The organism is Stenotrophomonas sp. GSD10, assembly GCF_056172695.1.
Genome location: NZ_JAOCMC010000002.1, coordinates 2,624,326 through 2,641,437, shown reverse-complemented (window position 1 = coordinate 2,641,437; position 17,112 = coordinate 2,624,326). Strand labels below are relative to the sequence as shown.

Below are 17,112 nucleotides of genomic sequence, written 5' to 3'. Positions count from 1 at the left end.
TGGCCGGCAACCTCATGGCGCTTCACACCGATACGTGATTGCCGGCCAGCGGCCGGCACTACCGATTGCGAGGGCTATCGCGAAAACTCGCGCAGCAGCACTGCGATCGAGGCCACATTGGCCAGCACGCACAGCCAGAACACCCATTGGAATGCGGCCTTGCGGTGCTTGTGGCGGAATACGGCCTGGCCGAGCAGCGCGCCGGGCCAGCCGCCGGCGAACGCCAGCAGCTGCAGCGTGCGTTCGGGAATCCGCCATTGCTTTCGCTGGGCTGCGCGTTTGTCGTGACCGTACAGCCCGAACGACACCGCGCTGACCAGCAGGCACCCGCCGCCCAGCCATAGCGGCAGCACGCCGCTGATCATCAAGGCGATCAAGGCGCCGAACGCGGCCAGCGCCAGGTTGCGCCGCCAGCCCACTTACAGCGCGTCGAGGAAGTCGCGCACGGCCGGGCCGAACCGCTCGAAATCGACCAGGAACGCATCATGGCCCTGCGGCGATTCCAGGCCGATGAAGCGCGCCTGGGCACCACCGGCACGCAGGCCGTCGGCGACCTGTTGCTGCTGCTGCACCGGGAACAGGATGTCGGTGTTGGCGCCGATGGCCAGCGCCTTCTCCACCCGGATCTTCGCCAGCCCAGCCAGCACGTCGCCATCGGCGTACTCGGCCAGGTCGAACCAGTCCATCGAACGGCTCAGGTACAGGTAGCAGTTCGGATCGAAGAAACGCACGAAGCGACGCGCGTGGCCTTCCAGGTAGCTCTCCACCTGGAATTCCAGGCCGAAAGGATCGTCGTCGGCCTGGTCCGAATCCAGCCGCACGCGGCCGAATCGGCCGTCCCATTCCAGTGCGGAGCGATAGGTGATCACGCCCAGCTTGCGCGCCATGCGCATGCCGGACTCGGGGTATTCGGCGTCGTCGTAGTGGCCGCCATTCCAGCGCGGGTCGAGGCGGATCGCCTCGCGTTGCAGCGAGCGGATCGCGATCGAGAACGGCAGCGCCTGCGCACTGCCGGAGATGTTGATGTGACTGCGTGCGATGCCCGGGTGCAGCATCAGCACGGCCAATGCGGTCATGCCGCCCATCGAATTGCCGACCACGCAGGCCAGCTGGGTGATGCCCAGCGCACGCACGACCTCGACGGCGGCACGGGCACCGTCTTCGATCGACAGCTCGGGGAAATCGAGGCGGTAGGGCTGGCCAGTGGCGGGGTTGAGCGAGGCCGGGCCGGTCGAACCCTTGCAGCTGCCCAGCGAATTGACGCACACCACAAACCAGCGGTCGGTATCGATCGGCTTGCCCGGGCCAACCATCGCTTCCCACCAGCCCGGTGCCGGGTTGGCCTCATTGGCGGCGGCATGCGCGTCCGGCGACAGGCCGGTGACGATCAGGATCGCATTGCCGGCATCGGTGGCCAGCGTTCCCCAGGTTTCGAAGGCCACGCGTGCGCCGTGCAGGGCGCCACCGCGCTTGAACGGGAACGGCGAGGGCAGGGCGTGGAAACGCGTGCCGGGCGGGATGAATTCGGTCATGAGGGCATTCTAGCGGGGCGGCATGTGCAGCTGGCGACACGCTGGTTTCCATTGGCGATCGGCACTACGGGTGGCGCGTTACGGGAAGCGCAGCTCCACCACGCCTTCATGCGGCAGGCTCACCTTCACCGGCACGCTCTGCAGGTCGCCCTCGCTGCGGTTGGCGCTGCCGCTGCGCGAGATGCGCGCCAGCACTTCCACTTCGCGGTGCGCCGACAGCGGTGCGGTGGGCATCGGGCTGTCGGCGTCGCCCAGCTCGATCGTGGCCGGGAAGCCGGCCAGTGACAGCTTGCGTGCGGCCACCGGCATCGGCGGCCCGCCGACGGCACGCGCCAGCACGAACACCTGGGTGCTGGCCGGCCACTCGGCCGCTTTCATGGCCGGCAACTGCACACGTACCTGCAGCAATGCCGGCGCCGCTGCAACCGTTGTTTCGGCGGACTGGCCGGCCGCCTCACGGGCGATGGCAATCTGCGCCTGCAACGCCTGCGCGGCGCCGGGTTCCAGCCGTGGCAGCAGGCTGCTCCACACATCGGCGGCCTCGGCATTGCGGCCACGCTGGCGCAGGGCGATGCCCAGCAACCAGCTGGCCCGCTCCGCATCGGGAGCCAGTGATCGAGCCTGCTGCAACCAGCCCACGGCGGTGTCATCGAACCGCTTGCCCGGGTCGGCCTGGGCACGCGCCTGCGCCGCTTCCACCAGCACTCCCGGATCATCGGGGGCGAGCGCTGCGGCGCGGGCGAACGCGGCGGCCGCGGCGGGAGCATCGCCCAGTTCGGCCTGCGAACGGCCCAGCAGGGCCCAGCCATCGGCACGCTGCGGATCACGCTTCAGTGCGTCCTGCAGGGCCTGCACCCCATCGTGCAAGGTCGCCACCGTGGCTGCCGGTTTCAGCTGCGCAGCACGGGGATCACCCACCAGCACATACAGGCAGGCACCGGCAACGCCGAGTGCGAGCACACCCACGACAAACCCTTTGCGGCCGTGGTGGCGCAGCGGCCACAGCACCAGCACCGCCATCAGTGCTGCCACGGCTCCGGCCATTGTCGGCAGCCACACGTTCACCAGCCGTCTCCTTCATCGCCCTTGCCGGCCGGTGCGGCAGCCACCGTGCGCCCGCGGCGGCGGACGATGCCCAGCACCACCAGCGCACCGGCACCGAGTACCAGCAACGGGCCGCCCCACAGCAGCCAGGTGCCCGGCTGCAGCGGCGGCTGGTAGAGCACGAACTCGCCATAGCGGGCCACCAGGAACTGCTTGATCTGCGCATCGTCGTGGCCCTGCTGCATCAGCTGCAGCACCTCGCGGCGCAGGTCCTGGGCAATCTGGGCATTGGAGTCTGCCAGCGACTGGTTCTGGCACTGCACGCAGCGCAGCTGCGCGGCCAGATCATGGAAGCGACGCTCTTCGGCGCCATCGCGGAACTGCAGCGGCTGCGGGTCGTGCAGCGGCTGCTGGGCCAGCGTGGCCAGTGGCAGCATCAGTAGCAGCACCAGCAGCCAGCGCATCGGCTTACGGTGCCGTATGCAGGGTAGTGCCGGCATTGCCCTGCGCCTTCTCGATCTTTTCCAGCGCCGGGATCAGCTTCTCGTCGACCACACGCTGGGTCATCGCACCGCTGTACTTCCAGCGCACCACGCCGCTGCCATCGACCAGGAAGGTCTCCGGCGCAGCGGTCACGCCCCAGTCGATCGCGGTACGCCCCTCGACATCGCTGAGCACCACCATGAACGGATTGCCCAGCTGTTCCAGCCAGTGCAGCGCGTCGGTCGGGTCGTCCTTCCAGTTGTAGCCGATCACGCGCACGCGCTTGCTCTCGGCGAAACGGGTCAGCACCGGGTGTTCCTCGCGGCAGGCCGCGCACCAGCTGCCCCACACGTTCAGCAGGTAGGGGCGCCGCGCAGCTCATCGCTGCGCACGATCATGTCCGGGTCGTGCAGCACCGGCAGCGCGAACGCCGGCGCGGGCTTGTCGATCAGTGCCGAAGGCAGCACGTCACGCTGCGGGTCGCCCGATTTCATCACCCCGTAGATCATCAGCCCGAGCAGGCCGAAGAAGAACAGCACGCCGATCACGATGGCTACCGGCGGCAGCGGGCGGGAGGGGCGCGGGGCGGGGGACTCGGACATGGAAACTCCTACGGACGACGGAAACGGCGGTCAGCGGCGGTGATGAATCCGCCCAGGGCCATCAGCAGCGCGCCCAGCCAGATCCAGCGCACGAACGGCTTGATATGCACCCGCACCGCCCATGCATTGTTGCCCAGCGGCTCGCCCAATGCCACGTAGACATCGCCATCGAAGCGTGCATCGATGCCGGCTTCGGTCATCACCTGGCCGCCGCTGGCGTACTGGCGCTTCTCCGGATGCAGCAGGGCCTGTTCATGGCCGTTGCGGAACACCCGCAGATGACCGCGGTCGGCGATGAAGTTCGGGCCTTCGCGGTGGTCCACGCCCTCGAAGCGCACCTCGTAGCGGCCGACCACCAGCTGCTGGCCCGGTGCCAGCGCCACTTCGCGCTGCACGTTCAGGGCTTCCACCAGCAGTGCGCCGGCCAGGAACACCGCAATGCCGGTGTGGGCAACAATCATGCCGAGCATCTCGGCGGTGAAGCGGCCGTTGCCGCGCAGCCGCTGCCAGACAAAGCGCGCGGTGCCGAGCCCGACCCAGGCGGCGGCGGCCACGCCGATGCCGGCCTTCCAGCCATTCTGCGGTGCCTGCCACCAGGCCAGCGCGCCCAGCAGCAGCGCCAGGCCCAGCCACGGTGCCAGCAACGCGAACGCGCGCGACGGCTGGTCACGCTGCCATTTCACCAGCGGGCCGAACGGCAGCAACAGGATCATCGGGGCCATCAGCAGCAGGAACAGGCTGCCGAAGTAGGGTGGCCCGACCGAGATCTTGCCCAGTGACAGCGCGTCTGCCAGCAGCGGGTACAGCGTGCCGAGCAGCACCATCGCGCAGGCGGTGGCCAGCAGCAGGTTGTTGGCCAGCAGCAGGGTCTCGCGCGAGGTCGCGGTAAAGCCACGGCGCGGATCGTCGGCGTCCACGCTCAGCTGGCTGGCGCGCAGGGCATACAGCAGCAGGCTGCCGCCGACCAGCAGCGACAGGAAGATCAGGATGAACAGGCCGCGCGAAGGATCGGCAGCGAACGAATGCACGCTGGTCAGCACGCCCGAGCGCACCAGGAACGTGCCCAGCAGCGACAGCGCGAAGGCGGCGATCGCCAGCAGCAGGGTCCAGCTGCCGAAGGTGCCGCGCTTTTCAGTGACGGCCTGCGAGTGGATCAGTGCCGCACCCACCAGCCAGGGCATGAAGCTGGCGTTCTCCACCGGGTCCCAGAACCACCAGCCGCCCCAGCCCAGCTCGTAGTAGGCCCACCAGCTGCCGAGGGCGATGCCGAGGGTCAGAAAGCCCCAGGCCACGTTGGTCCACGGCCGCGTCCAGCGCAGCCAGCGCGCGTCGATGCGGCCTTCCAGCAGTGCAGCCACAGCGAAGGCGAACGGCACCGCGAAGCCGACGTAGCCCAGGTACAGCATCGGCGGGTGAATGATCAGGCCCGGGTCCTGCAGCAGCGGGTTGAGGTCGCGGCCTTCCAGCGGCGCCGGGTTCAGGCGCAGGAACGGGTTGGAGGTGAAGATCAGGAAGGCGAGGAAGCCGACGCTGACGATGCCCATCACCGCCAGCACGCGCGCCTGCACCGGGGCCGGCAGGTGCCGCGAGAACAGCGCCACCGCGCCGGTCCACAGGGCCAGCACCAGCGCCCACATCAGCAGCGAGCCTTCGTGCGCCCCCCACACCGCCGAGTAGCGGTAGATCATCGGCAGCAGTGAGTTGGAATTCTCGGCGACATAGCGCACCGAGAAGTCCTGCTGCACGAAGGCGGCGGTGAGCACCGCGAACGCACCGGCCAGCAGCAGCAACTGCGCGAAGGCGGCCGGTCGTGCCACCGCCATCCATGCGGCGTGGTTGCGATGTGCACCGGCCAGCGGCAGGGCGGTCTGCAGCAGCGAGGCCAGCAGCGCGCACAACAGCAGGATCTGACCCAGTTCGGGCAGCACTCAACGCACCTCGGGCGCCGTTACCGGCACGTCATGCTTGCGATGGGCGTCGCCCATCTTGTCGGCCACTTCCTTCGGGACATATTTTTCATCGTGCTTGGCCAGCACTTCGTCGGCGACGAACACGCCGTCCTGCAGGCGGCCACTGGCGACCACCGCAGTGCCTTCGGCGAACATGTCCGGCAGGATCCGCGAGGTGGTCACGGGCAGCTGTGCATCGCCGTCGGTCACCTCGAAGCGTGCCTCCAGCGAGCCGACCGGGCGGTTGAAGGATCCCTTCACCACCATGCCGCCCAGGCGGAAGCGCGTCTGTGCATCGACATCGCCGCGCAGCACTTCGGCGGGCGTGTACAGATAGGCGATGTTGCGCTCCAACGCCATCGCCACCAGTGCGGTGGCCAGGCCGGAGGCGAGCAGGGCCAGCAGCACCCAGGCCAGGCGGCGACGCTGCACCGGCGTCATCGTTCCAGCTCCGTCGGCAGCGAGGCCGCTGCGTCCTGCTTGCCGGCGCGGGTCTGCTGCCGTTTCTGCCGGGCCAGTGCCAGGCGGCGCGCCACGCGCAGGCGCAACCACGAGCCGAGGGCATCGGCGCCGAGCACCAGCACGAACACGGCGTAGGCACCGATCACATAGGGCAGGTGGGTCATGGCTGGGCCTCCCGCGCCGGGCGCTCTGCATCGACGCGGCCACCGACCCAGGCCTTGCCGGCCTCGCGGTCGAGGTTGTCGGCGCGCGCCTTGGCCAGCACCGAGCCGGCGAACCAGAACTTGGTGCCGATCACCATCCACCACAGCGGCGCGATCATCGCACTGCTGATCGCCGATTCGCCGAACACATTGATTGACTGGCGCTGGTGCAGGCCGCCCCACCAGTCCACCGAATAGCGGATCACCGGCAGCAGGCTGACGCCGACGATGGCCAGCAGCCCGGCCGCGCGCGCGGCGCTGCGGCGGTCTTCGATGGCGTGGTACAGGCCGATCACGCCCAGGTACAGGAACAGCAGCACCAGTTCACTGGTCATGCGCGGATCCCAGTCCCACCAGGTGCCCCAGGTGCCCTTGCCCCAGATGCTGCCGGTGAGCAGGGTGATCAGGGTGAAGCCGGCGCCCATCGGCGCGCAGGCCATGGCCAGGATCTCGCAGACCTTGATCCGCCAGATCAGTGCGATGGCCGCGTACAGCGCCATCAGCGCGAACACGAACAGGCTCATCCAGGCGCTGGGCACGTGGATGTAGAGGATGCGGAAGCTGTCCAGCTGCTTGGCCTCCGGCGGCACCACCAGCAACGCCTGCCACATGCCGACCAGCAGCACCGGCACCGCGGCGAGGTAGAACACCCGCGACCAGCGGGCAGCGAAACGGTCGAATGTGGGCGGTGAACCGAGTTGGTGGAACCAGCGGACAATCGGATTCATGCGTGGCGGCTATCCAGCAGGGGTGGATTGGCTCTCAGCTCGGTCAACTCAGAGAAATGCGTATTGCAGCAGCAGTGGCCAGCGGTGCCAGCACCAGCGCGACCAGCAGGCCGGCACCCAGCATCAGCAGTGCACCGACCGGATCCTGTCCGCGTCCGGCCGCCGCCAGGCTGCCTGCGCCAAACACCAGCACCGGCACGTACAGCGGCAACGACAGCAACGCCACGAGAATACCAGAGCGCCGGATGCCTACGGTCAGCGCGGCGACCACGCCACCGATCAGGCTCAGCAACGGCGTTCCCAGCAGCAACGATGCCAGCAACAGCGGCAGCTGGTCATGCGGCAGATGCAGCATTTCGGCCAGCAGCGGGCTGACCACGATCAACGGCAGCGCGGTGGTGGCCCAGTGCAGCAGCACGCGCACCAGTACCAGCCAGGTCAGCGGCACCGGTGCCAGCAGCCATTGCTCCAGCGAGCCGTCTTCAGCATCGGAACGGAACAGCGAATCCAGCGACAGCTGTCCCGCCAGCAGCACCGCCAGCCACAGCACCGCGCCGGCGGTGGCGGCCAGCAGCTGTGGCTCGCGGCCCTGGGCCAGCGCGAACAGCACCACCACCAGCACCGCGAACAGCAGTGGCTGCAGTGCATCGCCACGACGGCGCCAGAGCAGGCGCAGGTCGCGCCTGAGCAGGGCGCCGGCGGTCTGCCACAGGCCCGGTTCGGTACCCGGCGCGATCATGCGGCACCGCCGAGGTCGAGCTGGCGGGTGCGCACCGGCGGTGCGGCATACGCGCCGTGGGTGGTGACCAGCGCGGCGCCACCGGCACGCAGGTGTGCCGAGATCATCCGGTTGACCAGGGTGATGCCCTCCAGGTCGAGGTTGGCATAGGGTTCGTCGAGCAGCCACAGCGGCGCCGGCGAAAGCCAGATGCGCGCCAGCGCCAGGCGCCGCTTCTGCCCGGCGGACAGGTGACGCACCAGGGTGTCTTCGTACCCGGCCAGGCCGACGATGGCCAGCGCGTTGCCCGGCATCTGCCGCGCACGGCGGCCGTGCAGGCCGCACAGGAAGTGCAGGTTCTCCAGCGTATCCAGGTCCGGCTTCAGCGCGGGCAGGTGGCTGAGATAGGCGACGTAGCGCGCCCGCTCGGCATTGCTGGCCGGTTTGCCGTCGATCCGTACCTGGCCGGCACCGGGCCGGGCCAGGCCGGCCAGCACGCGCAGCAGCGTGGTCTTGCCGGCACCGTTGCCACCCTGCACCAGCAGCGCCTCACCGGCGTCCACGTGGAAGTCCAGCGGGCCGAACACCGGCTCGTCATTGCGGGAGAAGCTCAGGCCACTGGCGGCCAGCAATGCAGGGGTGTTCAAGGGGCAGGGGTCTTCATGCCGGAGTGCGGCGGCAATTGTAGCGGTGAATGCCGGTGGTAGTGCCGGCCGCTGGCCGGCAATTTCACCATCTGCCCGTTGGGGTTGCCGGCCAGCGGCCGGCACTACCGAAGCAGGGATTGCGTAAACTCAGGGGTCCGTCTCCCCATACTCCCCAGGCCGATGCAACCCAACACCAAGCTGCCCAAGGTCGGTACCACGATCTTCACCGTGATGTCCCAGCTCGCCGCCGAACACGGCGCGGTCAACCTGGGCCAGGGTTTCCCGGACTTTTCCGCACCGCAGCGCCTGATCGACGAGACTGCCAGGGCGATGGCCGCCGGTCTGAACCAGTACCCGCCGATGACCGGCGTGGCGCCGCTGCGCCAGGCGATCGCGCAGAAGGCGCTGGACTGCTATGGCGCACAGGTGGACGCGGACAGCGAGATCACCGTCACCAGCGGCGGCACCGAGGCCATCTTCAACGCCATCCACGCCGTGGTGCGTGCGGGCGAGGAAGTGATCGTGCTCGACCCGGCGTATGACTGCTATGAGCCGGCGATCGACCTGGCCGGCGCCAGGGCGGTGCATGTGTCGCTCGATCCGCAGACCTTCGCGGTCGATTGGGATCGCGTGCGTGCGGCACTCACCCCGCGCACCCGCATGCTGATCGTCAACACCCCGCACAATCCGTCCGGCGCGATGCTGTCGGCGCAGGACATGCAGGCGCTGGCCGAGCTGCTGCGCGGCACGCAGATCTACCTGATCTCCGATGAAGTGTACGAGCACATCATCTATGACGGCCGCCGTCATGAATCGGCGCTGCGCTACCCGGAACTGCGCGAGCGCGCGTTCGTCATCTCCAGCTTCGGCAAGACCTACCACTGCACCGGCTGGAAGATCGGCTACGCGATCGCGCCGCCGGCGCTGACTGCCGAGTTCCGCAAGGTGCACCAGTACAACACCTTCACCAGCTTCGGCCCGGCGCAGTATGGCTTCGCCGCGATGATCCGCGACGAGCCCGAACACCACCTGGAGCTGGGCGCGTTCTACCAGGCCAAGCGCGATCGTTTCCGCGAGCAGCTGGCCGGCACGCGCCTGAAGCCGCTACCGGTGCCGGGTGGTTACTTCCAGCTGGTCGACTACTCGGCCATCAGCGATCTGCCGGACCACGAGTTCGTGAAGTGGCTGACCATCGAGAAGGGTGTCACCGCCATCCCGCTGTCGCCGTTCTACGAGAATCCGCCGGCTGGCCAGCGCCTGGTGCGCCTGTGCTTTGCCAAGAATGAAGCGACCATGGACGCGGCGATCGAACGCCTGCGCCTTCTTTGAGCGGAGCAGTGAAGATGCAGGACCTGCGCATTTCCCTCGTCCAGGGCGACACCCGCTGGCATGACCCGGCGGGTAACCGTGATTACTACGGCGCGCTGCTGGCGCCGTTGGCCGGCACCACCGACCTGGTGATCCTGCCGGAGACCTTCACCAGTGGCTTCTCCAACGACGCCATCGCGCAGGCCGAAGGCATGGACGGCCCGACCGTGGCCTGGGTGCGCGAGCAGGCCCGGGCGTTGAACGCGGCGGTGATCGGCAGCGTGCAGCTGCGCGATGGCGAGGGCGTGTACAACCGCCTGCTGTTCGCCACACCCGATGGCGGGCTGCAGTACTACGACAAGCGTCACCTGTTCCGCTACGGCGGCGAGCACGAACGCTATGCCGCCGGTCGCGAGCGCCTGAGCGTGGAATGGAAGGGCTGGCGGATCAATCCGCAGGTCTGCTACGACCTGCGCTTCCCGGTGTTCTGCCGCAACCGCTACAACGTCGAGCGTCCCGAGCAATTGGACTTCGACCTGCAGATCTTCGTCGCCAACTGGCCCTCGGCGCGTGCCTATGCGTGGAAGACCCTGCTGCGCGCGCGGGCGATCGAGAACCTGTGCTTCGTGGCGGCGGTGAATCGCGTGGGCGTGGATGGCAACCAGCTGCACTACGCCGGCGACAGCGCGGTGATCGATTTCCTTGGCCAGCCGCAGGTCGAGATCCGTGAGCGCGAGCAGGTGGTGACCACCACCATTTCGGCCGAAGCGCTGGCCGCGCACCGCGCACGCTTCCCGGCGATGCTCGATGCCGATGCCTTCCATCTGGACGAGCAGGCCTGAGCCAGCCGGACGGCGGCTGAATGCTGGCCGCACCCGCACGCGCGCGTGCATCCATCGTGCACGCGCGCGCTGCTAGATTCGCCAGCAGTCCGAACGATCTGGAAGTCCCGCCATGAACAAGCCCTTCGCCCTGCTGCTGGCCCTGTCCGCCGCGTCGCTGGCCCCGGCTGCGCACGCCGCCGGCAACCTCGACTGCCAGCTGCGCTACAACCTGTCCGGCTGGTCGCTGATCTACAAGACCGCCTCCGGCAACGGTACGGTCACCTGCAGCAACGGCGCCAGCCTGCCGGTGCGCATCCAGATGAAGGGTGGCGGCCTGACGGTGGGCAAGTCGAAGATCACCAATGGCCGGGGCAGCTTCACCGGTGCGGTCAGCGTCAATGAACTGTTGGGGACCTACGCATCGGTTGGCGCGCACGCGGGTGCGGTGAAGTCCAGCAATGCGCAGGTAATGACCAAGGGCGACATCTCGCTGGCCCTGTCCGGCACCGGCGAAGGCTGGGATCTGGGCGTGGATGGCACCGCCTTCACCATCAGCCGCCGCTGAGCCTTACCGGTTCCGAGGTTTGTTTCCAGCTGATGCGGATGAAGTGTTGTTCGTCGTTGCTGGAGAGGCGCTCGGCGCTGTAGCCGGTGCGCAGAAGCTGGTGTACGACACCATCAACGAGCGCTTCGCTGGCAAGTGCGCGACTGAAGCCGAACGTGATCTCGTGCTTTCCTTCCAGTGAGCAAACGCGGATGGAGTTGTTGAGGTCGGCGTAGTACTGCTCTACCGGATGGCTGGCGGTGGCCGCGTTGGCTCGGGCCTGTTCGGGCGTGATGTCGATCATCGGGACTGCCTCGGTTGTTTCGGGAGGCGCCACGTTAGCCGACGCGATTGAATGCGCTCTGGGCGCTGGATCACACGGCGCGGTGAATGCAACAAGTCCTAAAGCGTCGCCTGATGACGCGTCCATCCATGCGTGGCGTGGATCTACGGCACAACGAAAAACCCCGGCCGGAGCCGGGGTTTTTCATTCCAGTTGGGCCGGCAGTCAGCCGCCGCGCGGGCCGCTGCGGCGCGGGCCGCCCGGACCGCGGTTGCCGCCGGGGCCACCCGGGCCACGGTTGCCACCCGGACCGCCGGGGCCGCGATTACCGCCCGGGCCACGGTTGTTGCCGCCACCCGGACCGCGACCGCCCGGACGGGCGCCGTGTGCCGGCTTCGGGCTGCCATACGGGTTGAAGCCCGGGGTGGCGTGGTCGGACGGGAAGCTCGGGGCGTTGCCCGGATGGCCGTACGGGTGCTTGTTGCCCTGGCCCTGCGAGCGGTTGCCACCACCGGCCGGACGACCCTGGCCGCCTGCGCCGCCACGGCCTTCACCGCCGAAACCGCCACGGCCCTGGCCACCACCGGCGCCCGCGCCCGGGCCCTTCGGCTTGCCGTACGGACGGCCCTGGCCGCCCGCGCCCGGACCACGGGCACCCGGGCCACGTGCGCCCGGACCGGCATTGCGATGGCCGCTCGGGCCGGTGCTGACACCGTCCGGCACGTACCAGGTGCGGAACGCAGCCGGGTTGCCTTCCGGCAGCGAGCGATCATTCTTCGGCGCGCGCTGCTTGAACGGCTTCTGCGACTGCTTGGCCGCCGCTTCACCGCTGACCGTCAGGCCGCCCTTGAAGCCGCCACCCTTGCCACCGCGACCACGGCCGCGATCTTCGCGCACGTTGTCGAAGCGGCGCAGTTCGCGGCCTTCGTCGGCCGTGTTGTGACCGTTGACGTACGCATTGCCACGGCCCCCTTCGCGCACACGCACGGTGGTCTTGGCGGCGCGGCGCTGGCCGATCACCGGCTGCAGGGTCAGTGCCGACGGCGCGCCTTCTTCCAGCTTCAGCTGTGCACGCAGGGCTTCGACCTGGGCGGTGCCCAGTTCCACCGAATGGCCACGGGCCAGTTCGCGCGGCAGGCTGACCTTGCCGTAGCGGGTGCGCTTGAGGCGGCTGACCTGGCAGCCCTGCGATTCCCACAGGCGGCGCACTTCGCGGTTGCGGCCTTCCTTCACCACGACGCGGAACCAGTCGTGCGAATCGGTGCCGCCAATACGTTCGATCTCGTCGAACTTGGCCGGGCCGTCTTCCAGCGCGACGCCACGGGCGAGGCGGTCGACGATGGCGTCGGAGACCTTTTCCTCGCCTTCCGGGGCGCGCACGCGCACCACGTACTCGCGCTCGACCTCGAACGACGGGTGCATCATGGCGTTGGCCAGTTCACCGTCGGTGGTGGCCAGCAGCAGGCCGGTGGTGTTGATGTCCAGGCGGCCGATGGCGATCCAGCGCGCGCCCTTCAGCGGCGGCAGCGATTCGAATACGGTCGGGCGGCCTTCGGGATCTTCGCGGGTGGTCACTTCGCCTTCCGGCTTGTTGTAGACCAGTACGCGCGACGGTTCGGCCAGGGCGGTGGCGACGAAGCCACGGCCATCCAGCTCGATCTTGTCGCCGCTCTTGACCGACATGCCGGTCTGCGCGACTTCGCCGTTGACCTTGACCAGGCCCTCGGCAATGCGTTGTTCCAGCGCGCGGCGCGAGCCGAGGCCGGCCTGGGCCAGCACCTTGTGCAGGCGCTCTTCCAGCTTGAACTGTTCGGAGGTGGCTTCGCGCTTGAGCGAGAGCTTGTTACGGGGGTGTCACTCATCAGTTTTGCTCCGGCCGACGGTTTCGAGGTCGGCCTCTGGTTCGGAATCGGCTTGGTCAACAGCCACGGTCGTCGTCGCGACGGCGTTGTCTTCGCGTTCGTTCACTGGCACCGCGCGCTCGCCCGGCGCGGAATCGGGGTGCCCATCATCGAGGGGCGAAGGTGCTTGCTCATCGGAAGCCGAGGCAGTGTCTGCATCGGCGGAATCTGGGGTGTCACTGCCGGCCAGGCCGGCGTCATCGTTGGCGGCAGCGCCGTCGGCGCCGGCCGAAACATCCGGGCCGTCCGCACCGGCAACGGCCGGGCCATCGCGGTCCAGCGCCAGCTGCGGTTCCAGCTCGCCCAGGTCCTTCAGTTCGGACAGGGGCGGCAGTTCGTCCAGGCGCTTGAGGCCGAAATAGTCCAGGAAGCCCTTGGTGGTGCCGAACAGCGCCGGCTTGCCGGGCACGTCGCGGTGGCCGACCACGCGGATCCATTCGCGTTCTTCCAGGGCCTGGATGATGTTGCTGCTGACTGCCACGCCGCGCACCTGTTCGATCTCGCCGCGGGTGATCGGTTGCCGGTAGGCGATCAACGCCAGGGTTTCCAGCGTGGCACGGGTGTAGCGGGTCTTGCGTTCGGTCCACAGCCGGCTGATCCAGCTGTGCACTTCGCCGGTGACCTGGTAGCGGAAGCCGGAGGCGACCTCGACCAGTTCCACGCCGCGCTCCGCACAGGCTTCACGCAGGCGCTCCAGCGCACGTTCGATGCTGCCCGGCGGTGCCGGTTCCTCTTCCGGGAACAGGTCCTTCAGCTGGGCCAGGGTCAGCGGCTGGCTGGAGGCCAGCAGGGCACCTTCGACTATGCGGTTGATCAGCGATTGATCCATCGGCAGGCAGCGCTCACTCGTTCTCGTTGGCGGCGTCGTTGTCGTCGAACTCGCTGCTGAACTGCAGCGGGGCGTTGGTGTTGCCGGCAGCCAGCGACTTCACGTAGATCGGCGCCAGCGGCTCTTCCTGCACGATGTCCAGCAACTGTTCCTTGGCCAGTTCCAGCACCGCCAGGAACGTGACCAGCACGCCCAGCTTGCCTTCTTCAGCGGTGAACAGGCTCTCGAAACGATAGAACCTGCCATCTTCCATGCGGCCGAGCACTTCGCCCATGCGCTGCCGCACGCTCAGTGCCTCGCGCTTGATGGCGTGGCCGCTGAACAGCTCGGCGCGCTTGAGCACGTCGTGCAGCGCCAGCAGCATTTCCTTCAGGTCCACCGGCGGCGGCAGTTTCACCGCCGCGCGTTCGGGCATGAAGGCATGCGCCACCGTGGTGTCGCGGTCCTGGCGGGGCAGGGCGTCGATGTCCTCGGCCGCCTGCTTGAAGCGTTCGTACTCCTGCAGCCGGCGCACCAGCTCGGCGCGCGGGTCGGCCTCGTCGCCTTCCTCGCTGACCGGCCGCGGCAGCAGCATGCGCGACTTCACCTCGGCCAGGATCGCGGCCATCACCAGGTACTCGGCCGCCAGCTCGAAACGCAGCTCGCGCATCACGGTGATGTATTCCACGTACTGCCGGGTGATCTCGGCTACCGGAATGTCCAGCACGTCCAGGTTCTGCCGGCGGATCAGGTACAGCAGCAGGTCCAGCGGGCCTTCAAAGGCATCCAGGATGACTTCCAGCGCGTCCGGCGGGATGTACAGGTCCTGCGGGATCTGCAGGACCGGTTGCCCATGCACCACGGCCAGCGGCATTTCCTGCTGCTGGGGGCGGGCGGCCGGGTTGGCGGGTTCGCGTCGAGCGCGAGTTCGGAAGTCATCTAATGGACATCAGGATTGCAACGGACCAGTCGCGGCACCGGGTTCGCCGGGCCAACGCCACGGAGCCCCAGGGCACCAGACACGCCGGGATCGGCGCGATTCCACACATATCAAACAGCAGGACGCGCCGCAGCGAACGGCAGCGACGAAACTACGGGGAGGTCGTCTACGTGGCCCGGTCAGGCGATCCGGTTTTGAAGCGGCAGGTCGGTCGTCGGGGGCCGCATTGGCCGCAGGAACCGACGAGCTGCTGCATCCAGCCACGTGCAATGGGTTCTAGGGTAAGCCTTTGTGGCGCAGGTGTCCAGCCAAGGGCGGCGGCAGGGGCCATTGGCTAGAATCTGCGGACCCGAAAACGCAAGCGAGGTAACGCCGGTGTGGTATGTGATCGAGGGGTATGACGGCCAGGATGTGCTGGCACAGCGGCTGCAGGCCCGGCCGGAACACCTGGCGCGCCTGCACGCGCTGCGCGACGAAGGGCGCCTGCTGCTGGCCGGTCCCTGTCCGGCGGTGGATAGCGAAGACCCCGGTCCGGCCGGCTTCAGCGGCTCGGTGGTGATTGCCCAGTTCGAGTCGCTTGCGCAGGCCCAGGCCTGGGCCGATGCCGACCCTTACGTCGACGCGGGCGTCTACACCCGCGTGCAGGTGCGGCCGTTCCGCAAGGTCCTGCCGTGAACGCCGGACGGATCGAACGGATCCGTGATGCGCTGCAGCAGGCGCTGGCCCCGACCCGGCTGGAAATCGAAGACGACAGTCATCGCCATGCCGGTCATGCCGGAGCCCGCGATGGGCGCGGCCATTTCAACGTACTGGTGGTCAGCGAGCGCTTTGCCGGGCTGGGCCCGCTGGCGCGCCACCGCGCGGTCTATGCCGCACTGGGGGCGATGATGGACACCGACATCCATGCCCTGTCCATCCGCGCATCCACCCCGTCAGAACAGGGCTGAGCCCTTGTCCCGCGCTGTCATCGCAGGTCTTCGCAAAGGCCTGTGATGGACAGGTTTTCATGTCCATTTCAGGACATTCGCCTAACGGACTGTTTACAAGCCCAGATGGAAACGCTTACATTCCGCGCCAATGCTGGTAGGTCCAAGCCGTGGAGGGCGGCTTCGTGAACAAGGCAGCTATCACAATCAAAGACGTCGCTCGCGAAGCCCGGGTCTCCGTGGCCACGGTATCGCGTGCGCTCAACGGGCATGAAAATGTCGCCGAACCGGTCCGCCAGCTTGTGCTGGAGGTGGCCGCCCGGCTGCGTTACACCCCGCACGCCGCCGCCCGCAGCCTGAGCAGCCGCCGCACCAACACGGTGGGCGTGGTGCTGCCCGACCTGTACGGCGAATTCTTCTCCGAGCTGATGCGCGGCATCGACAACGTCGCCCGCAACCGCCGCCAGCACCTGCTGGTGTCCAGCTACCACGGCGACCAGGAGCAGCAGGGCGCGGCCCTGCGTGCCATGCGCGGCCGGGTTGACGGGCTGCTGGTGCTCTCGCCCTATGCCGAGAGCCCGGGCTTCCTGACCGACAACCTGCCGCAGTCGCTGCCGACGGTGTTGATCAATACCTACCTGCCCACGCAGGAACACCCGGTGTTGAGCATCGACGACCATGCCGGTGCGATGGCGATGACCCGCCATCTGCTCGACGCTGGCCACCGTCGCATCGCTTTCATTTCTGGCCCGGACCTCAACTTCGACGCGCGCGAGCGCCTGCGCGGCTTCCGTGACGCGCTGGCGGCATTCGGCAGTGGCGCCGAAGGCATCGAGCTGCCCGGTGATTTCGACGAAGCTTCCGGCCACCGCGCCGGTCAGGAGTTGCTGGCAGCCGGAGCGCTGCCCGATGCCGTGTTCGCCGCCAACGACATGATGGCCCTGGGTTGCCTGTATGCGTTCACGCAGGCAGGGGTCCATGTGCCGACCGATGTCGCCCTGGCCGGTTTCGATGACATTCCACTGGCACGTTTCGTCCACCCGTCGCTGACCACCATGCAGGTCAGCATCGCCGAGCTCGGCGATCGGGCCATGACGCGCCTGATGCAGTTGATGGACGGCACCTCCACGGATGGGACAGGGGACAAGCAGACCCTGGTTCCCCGCTTGATAGTTCGCGATTCCACCACTCCGCCATCCGGCCGTTGAAG

General features: G+C 68.1%; 19 protein-coding genes and 2 pseudogenes. 6 read left to right on the top strand and 15 right to left on the bottom strand.

Annotated elements, in window-relative coordinates; genetic code table 11:
* Positions 1–74: 74 nt before the first annotated feature.
* From N4G47_RS12415 to ccmA, 11 genes and pseudogenes are all read right to left on the bottom strand, one after another.
* The gene (locus tag N4G47_RS12415) at positions 75–419 is read right to left on the bottom strand and encodes a DUF1294 domain-containing protein (RefSeq protein ID WP_249843478.1); all 345 of its coding nucleotides are present in this window, start codon (positions 417–419) and stop codon (positions 75–77) included.
* Positions 420–1,532 carry a homoserine O-acetyltransferase MetX gene (gene metX, locus N4G47_RS12410; RefSeq protein WP_475287452.1) on the bottom strand — a complete coding sequence of 371 codons (1,113 nt, stop codon included), beginning with the start codon at positions 1,530–1,532 and terminating at the stop codon, positions 420–422.
* 78 nt (positions 1,533–1,610) lie between these two features.
* Positions 1,611–2,600: a tetratricopeptide repeat protein gene (locus N4G47_RS12405; RefSeq protein WP_475289940.1), complete on the bottom strand. Its 990-nt coding sequence runs from the start codon at positions 2,598–2,600 to the stop codon at positions 1,611–1,613.
* Positions 2,594–3,040, bottom strand: coding sequence for a cytochrome c-type biogenesis protein (locus N4G47_RS12400; protein ID WP_475287450.1), 447 nt, complete (start codon positions 3,038–3,040; stop codon positions 2,594–2,596). Before N4G47_RS12400 ends, N4G47_RS12405 begins: the two co-directional genes overlap by 7 nt.
* Positions 3,041–3,044: 4 nt before the next feature.
* Positions 3,045–3,661, bottom strand: a pseudogene (locus N4G47_RS12395) (DsbE family thiol:disulfide interchange protein).
* Between the two features lie 8 nt (positions 3,662–3,669).
* A complete protein-coding gene (locus tag N4G47_RS12390) occupies positions 3,670–5,589 on the bottom strand; it encodes a heme lyase CcmF/NrfE family subunit (protein ID WP_475287448.1) in 1,920 nt (639 codons plus the stop codon).
* The gene (ccmE, locus tag N4G47_RS12385) at positions 5,590–6,051 is read right to left on the bottom strand and encodes a cytochrome c maturation protein CcmE (protein ID WP_309337018.1); all 462 of its coding nucleotides are present in this window, start codon (positions 6,049–6,051) and stop codon (positions 5,590–5,592) included.
* Entirely contained in the window at positions 6,048–6,236 is a 189-nt protein-coding gene (locus tag N4G47_RS12380; protein WP_475287446.1) for a heme exporter protein CcmD, read from the bottom strand. The genes ccmE and N4G47_RS12380 overlap by 4 nt, the downstream gene beginning before the upstream one ends.
* On the bottom strand, positions 6,233–7,003 hold the full coding sequence (gene ccmC / locus N4G47_RS12375) for a heme ABC transporter permease CcmC (RefSeq protein WP_087923100.1): 771 nt from the start codon (positions 7,001–7,003) through the stop codon (positions 6,233–6,235). The genes N4G47_RS12380 and ccmC overlap by 4 nt, the downstream gene beginning before the upstream one ends.
* Before the next feature lie 43 nt (positions 7,004–7,046).
* A complete protein-coding gene (gene ccmB, locus N4G47_RS12370) occupies positions 7,047–7,742 on the bottom strand; it encodes a heme exporter protein CcmB (RefSeq protein WP_475287444.1) in 696 nt (231 codons plus the stop codon).
* Positions 7,739–8,491, bottom strand: coding sequence for a heme ABC exporter ATP-binding protein CcmA (ccmA, locus tag N4G47_RS12365; protein WP_475287442.1), 753 nt, complete (start codon positions 8,489–8,491; stop codon positions 7,739–7,741). Before ccmA ends, ccmB begins: the two co-directional genes overlap by 4 nt.
* 57 nt (positions 8,492–8,548) lie before the next feature.
* On the opposite strand from ccmA, the gene N4G47_RS12360 reads away from it, so the two are divergent.
* From N4G47_RS12360 to N4G47_RS12350, 3 genes are all read left to right on the top strand, one after another.
* Positions 8,549–9,697 (top strand): pyridoxal phosphate-dependent aminotransferase, encoded by a 1,149-nt coding sequence (locus N4G47_RS12360; RefSeq protein WP_475287440.1) that lies wholly within the window; start codon positions 8,549–8,551, stop codon positions 9,695–9,697.
* Positions 9,698–9,711: 14 nt separating this feature from the next.
* Entirely contained in the window at positions 9,712–10,518 is an 807-nt protein-coding gene (locus N4G47_RS12355; protein ID WP_475287438.1) for an amidohydrolase, read from the top strand.
* Between the two features lie 112 nt (positions 10,519–10,630).
* Positions 10,631–11,065 carry a hypothetical protein gene (locus N4G47_RS12350; RefSeq protein ID WP_107230949.1) on the top strand — a complete coding sequence of 145 codons (435 nt, stop codon included), beginning with the start codon at positions 10,631–10,633 and terminating at the stop codon, positions 11,063–11,065.
* Here N4G47_RS12350 and N4G47_RS12345 read toward each other — a convergent pair.
* The 4 genes and pseudogenes from N4G47_RS12345 to N4G47_RS12330 all read right to left on the bottom strand — a co-directional run bounded on the left by N4G47_RS12345 (position 11,052) and on the right by N4G47_RS12330 (position 14,975).
* Entirely contained in the window at positions 11,052–11,348 is a 297-nt protein-coding gene (locus N4G47_RS12345) for a hypothetical protein (RefSeq protein ID WP_475287435.1), read from the bottom strand. The genes N4G47_RS12350 and N4G47_RS12345 overlap by 14 nt on opposite strands.
* Positions 11,349–11,552: 204 nt before the next feature.
* Positions 11,553–13,127, bottom strand: coding sequence for a pseudouridine synthase (locus N4G47_RS12340; RefSeq protein WP_475289939.1), 1,575 nt, complete (start codon positions 13,125–13,127; stop codon positions 11,553–11,555).
* Positions 13,128–13,181: 54 nt separating this feature from the next.
* A complete protein-coding gene (gene scpB / locus N4G47_RS12335) occupies positions 13,182–14,057 on the bottom strand; it encodes an SMC-Scp complex subunit ScpB (protein WP_249843491.1) in 876 nt (291 codons plus the stop codon).
* 13 nt (positions 14,058–14,070) lie between these two features.
* A pseudogene (locus tag N4G47_RS12330) lies at positions 14,071–14,975 on the bottom strand (segregation and condensation protein A).
* Positions 14,976–15,351: 376 nt separating this feature from the next.
* Between N4G47_RS12330 and N4G47_RS12325 the strand changes: the two are divergent.
* From N4G47_RS12325 to N4G47_RS12315, 3 genes are all read left to right on the top strand, one after another.
* Complete coding sequence (locus N4G47_RS12325) at positions 15,352–15,651, top strand: YciI family protein (RefSeq protein WP_475287432.1); 300 nt, start codon at positions 15,352–15,354, stop codon at positions 15,649–15,651.
* Positions 15,648–15,923, top strand: coding sequence for a BolA family protein (locus N4G47_RS12320; RefSeq protein WP_475287430.1), 276 nt, complete (start codon positions 15,648–15,650; stop codon positions 15,921–15,923). The genes N4G47_RS12325 and N4G47_RS12320 overlap by 4 nt, the downstream gene beginning before the upstream one ends.
* Positions 15,924–16,072: 149 nt before the next feature.
* Positions 16,073–17,110, top strand: a complete 1,038-nt coding sequence (locus N4G47_RS12315; protein WP_475287428.1) for a LacI family DNA-binding transcriptional regulator — start codon at positions 16,073–16,075, stop codon at positions 17,108–17,110.
* Positions 17,111–17,112 lie beyond the last annotated feature (2 nt).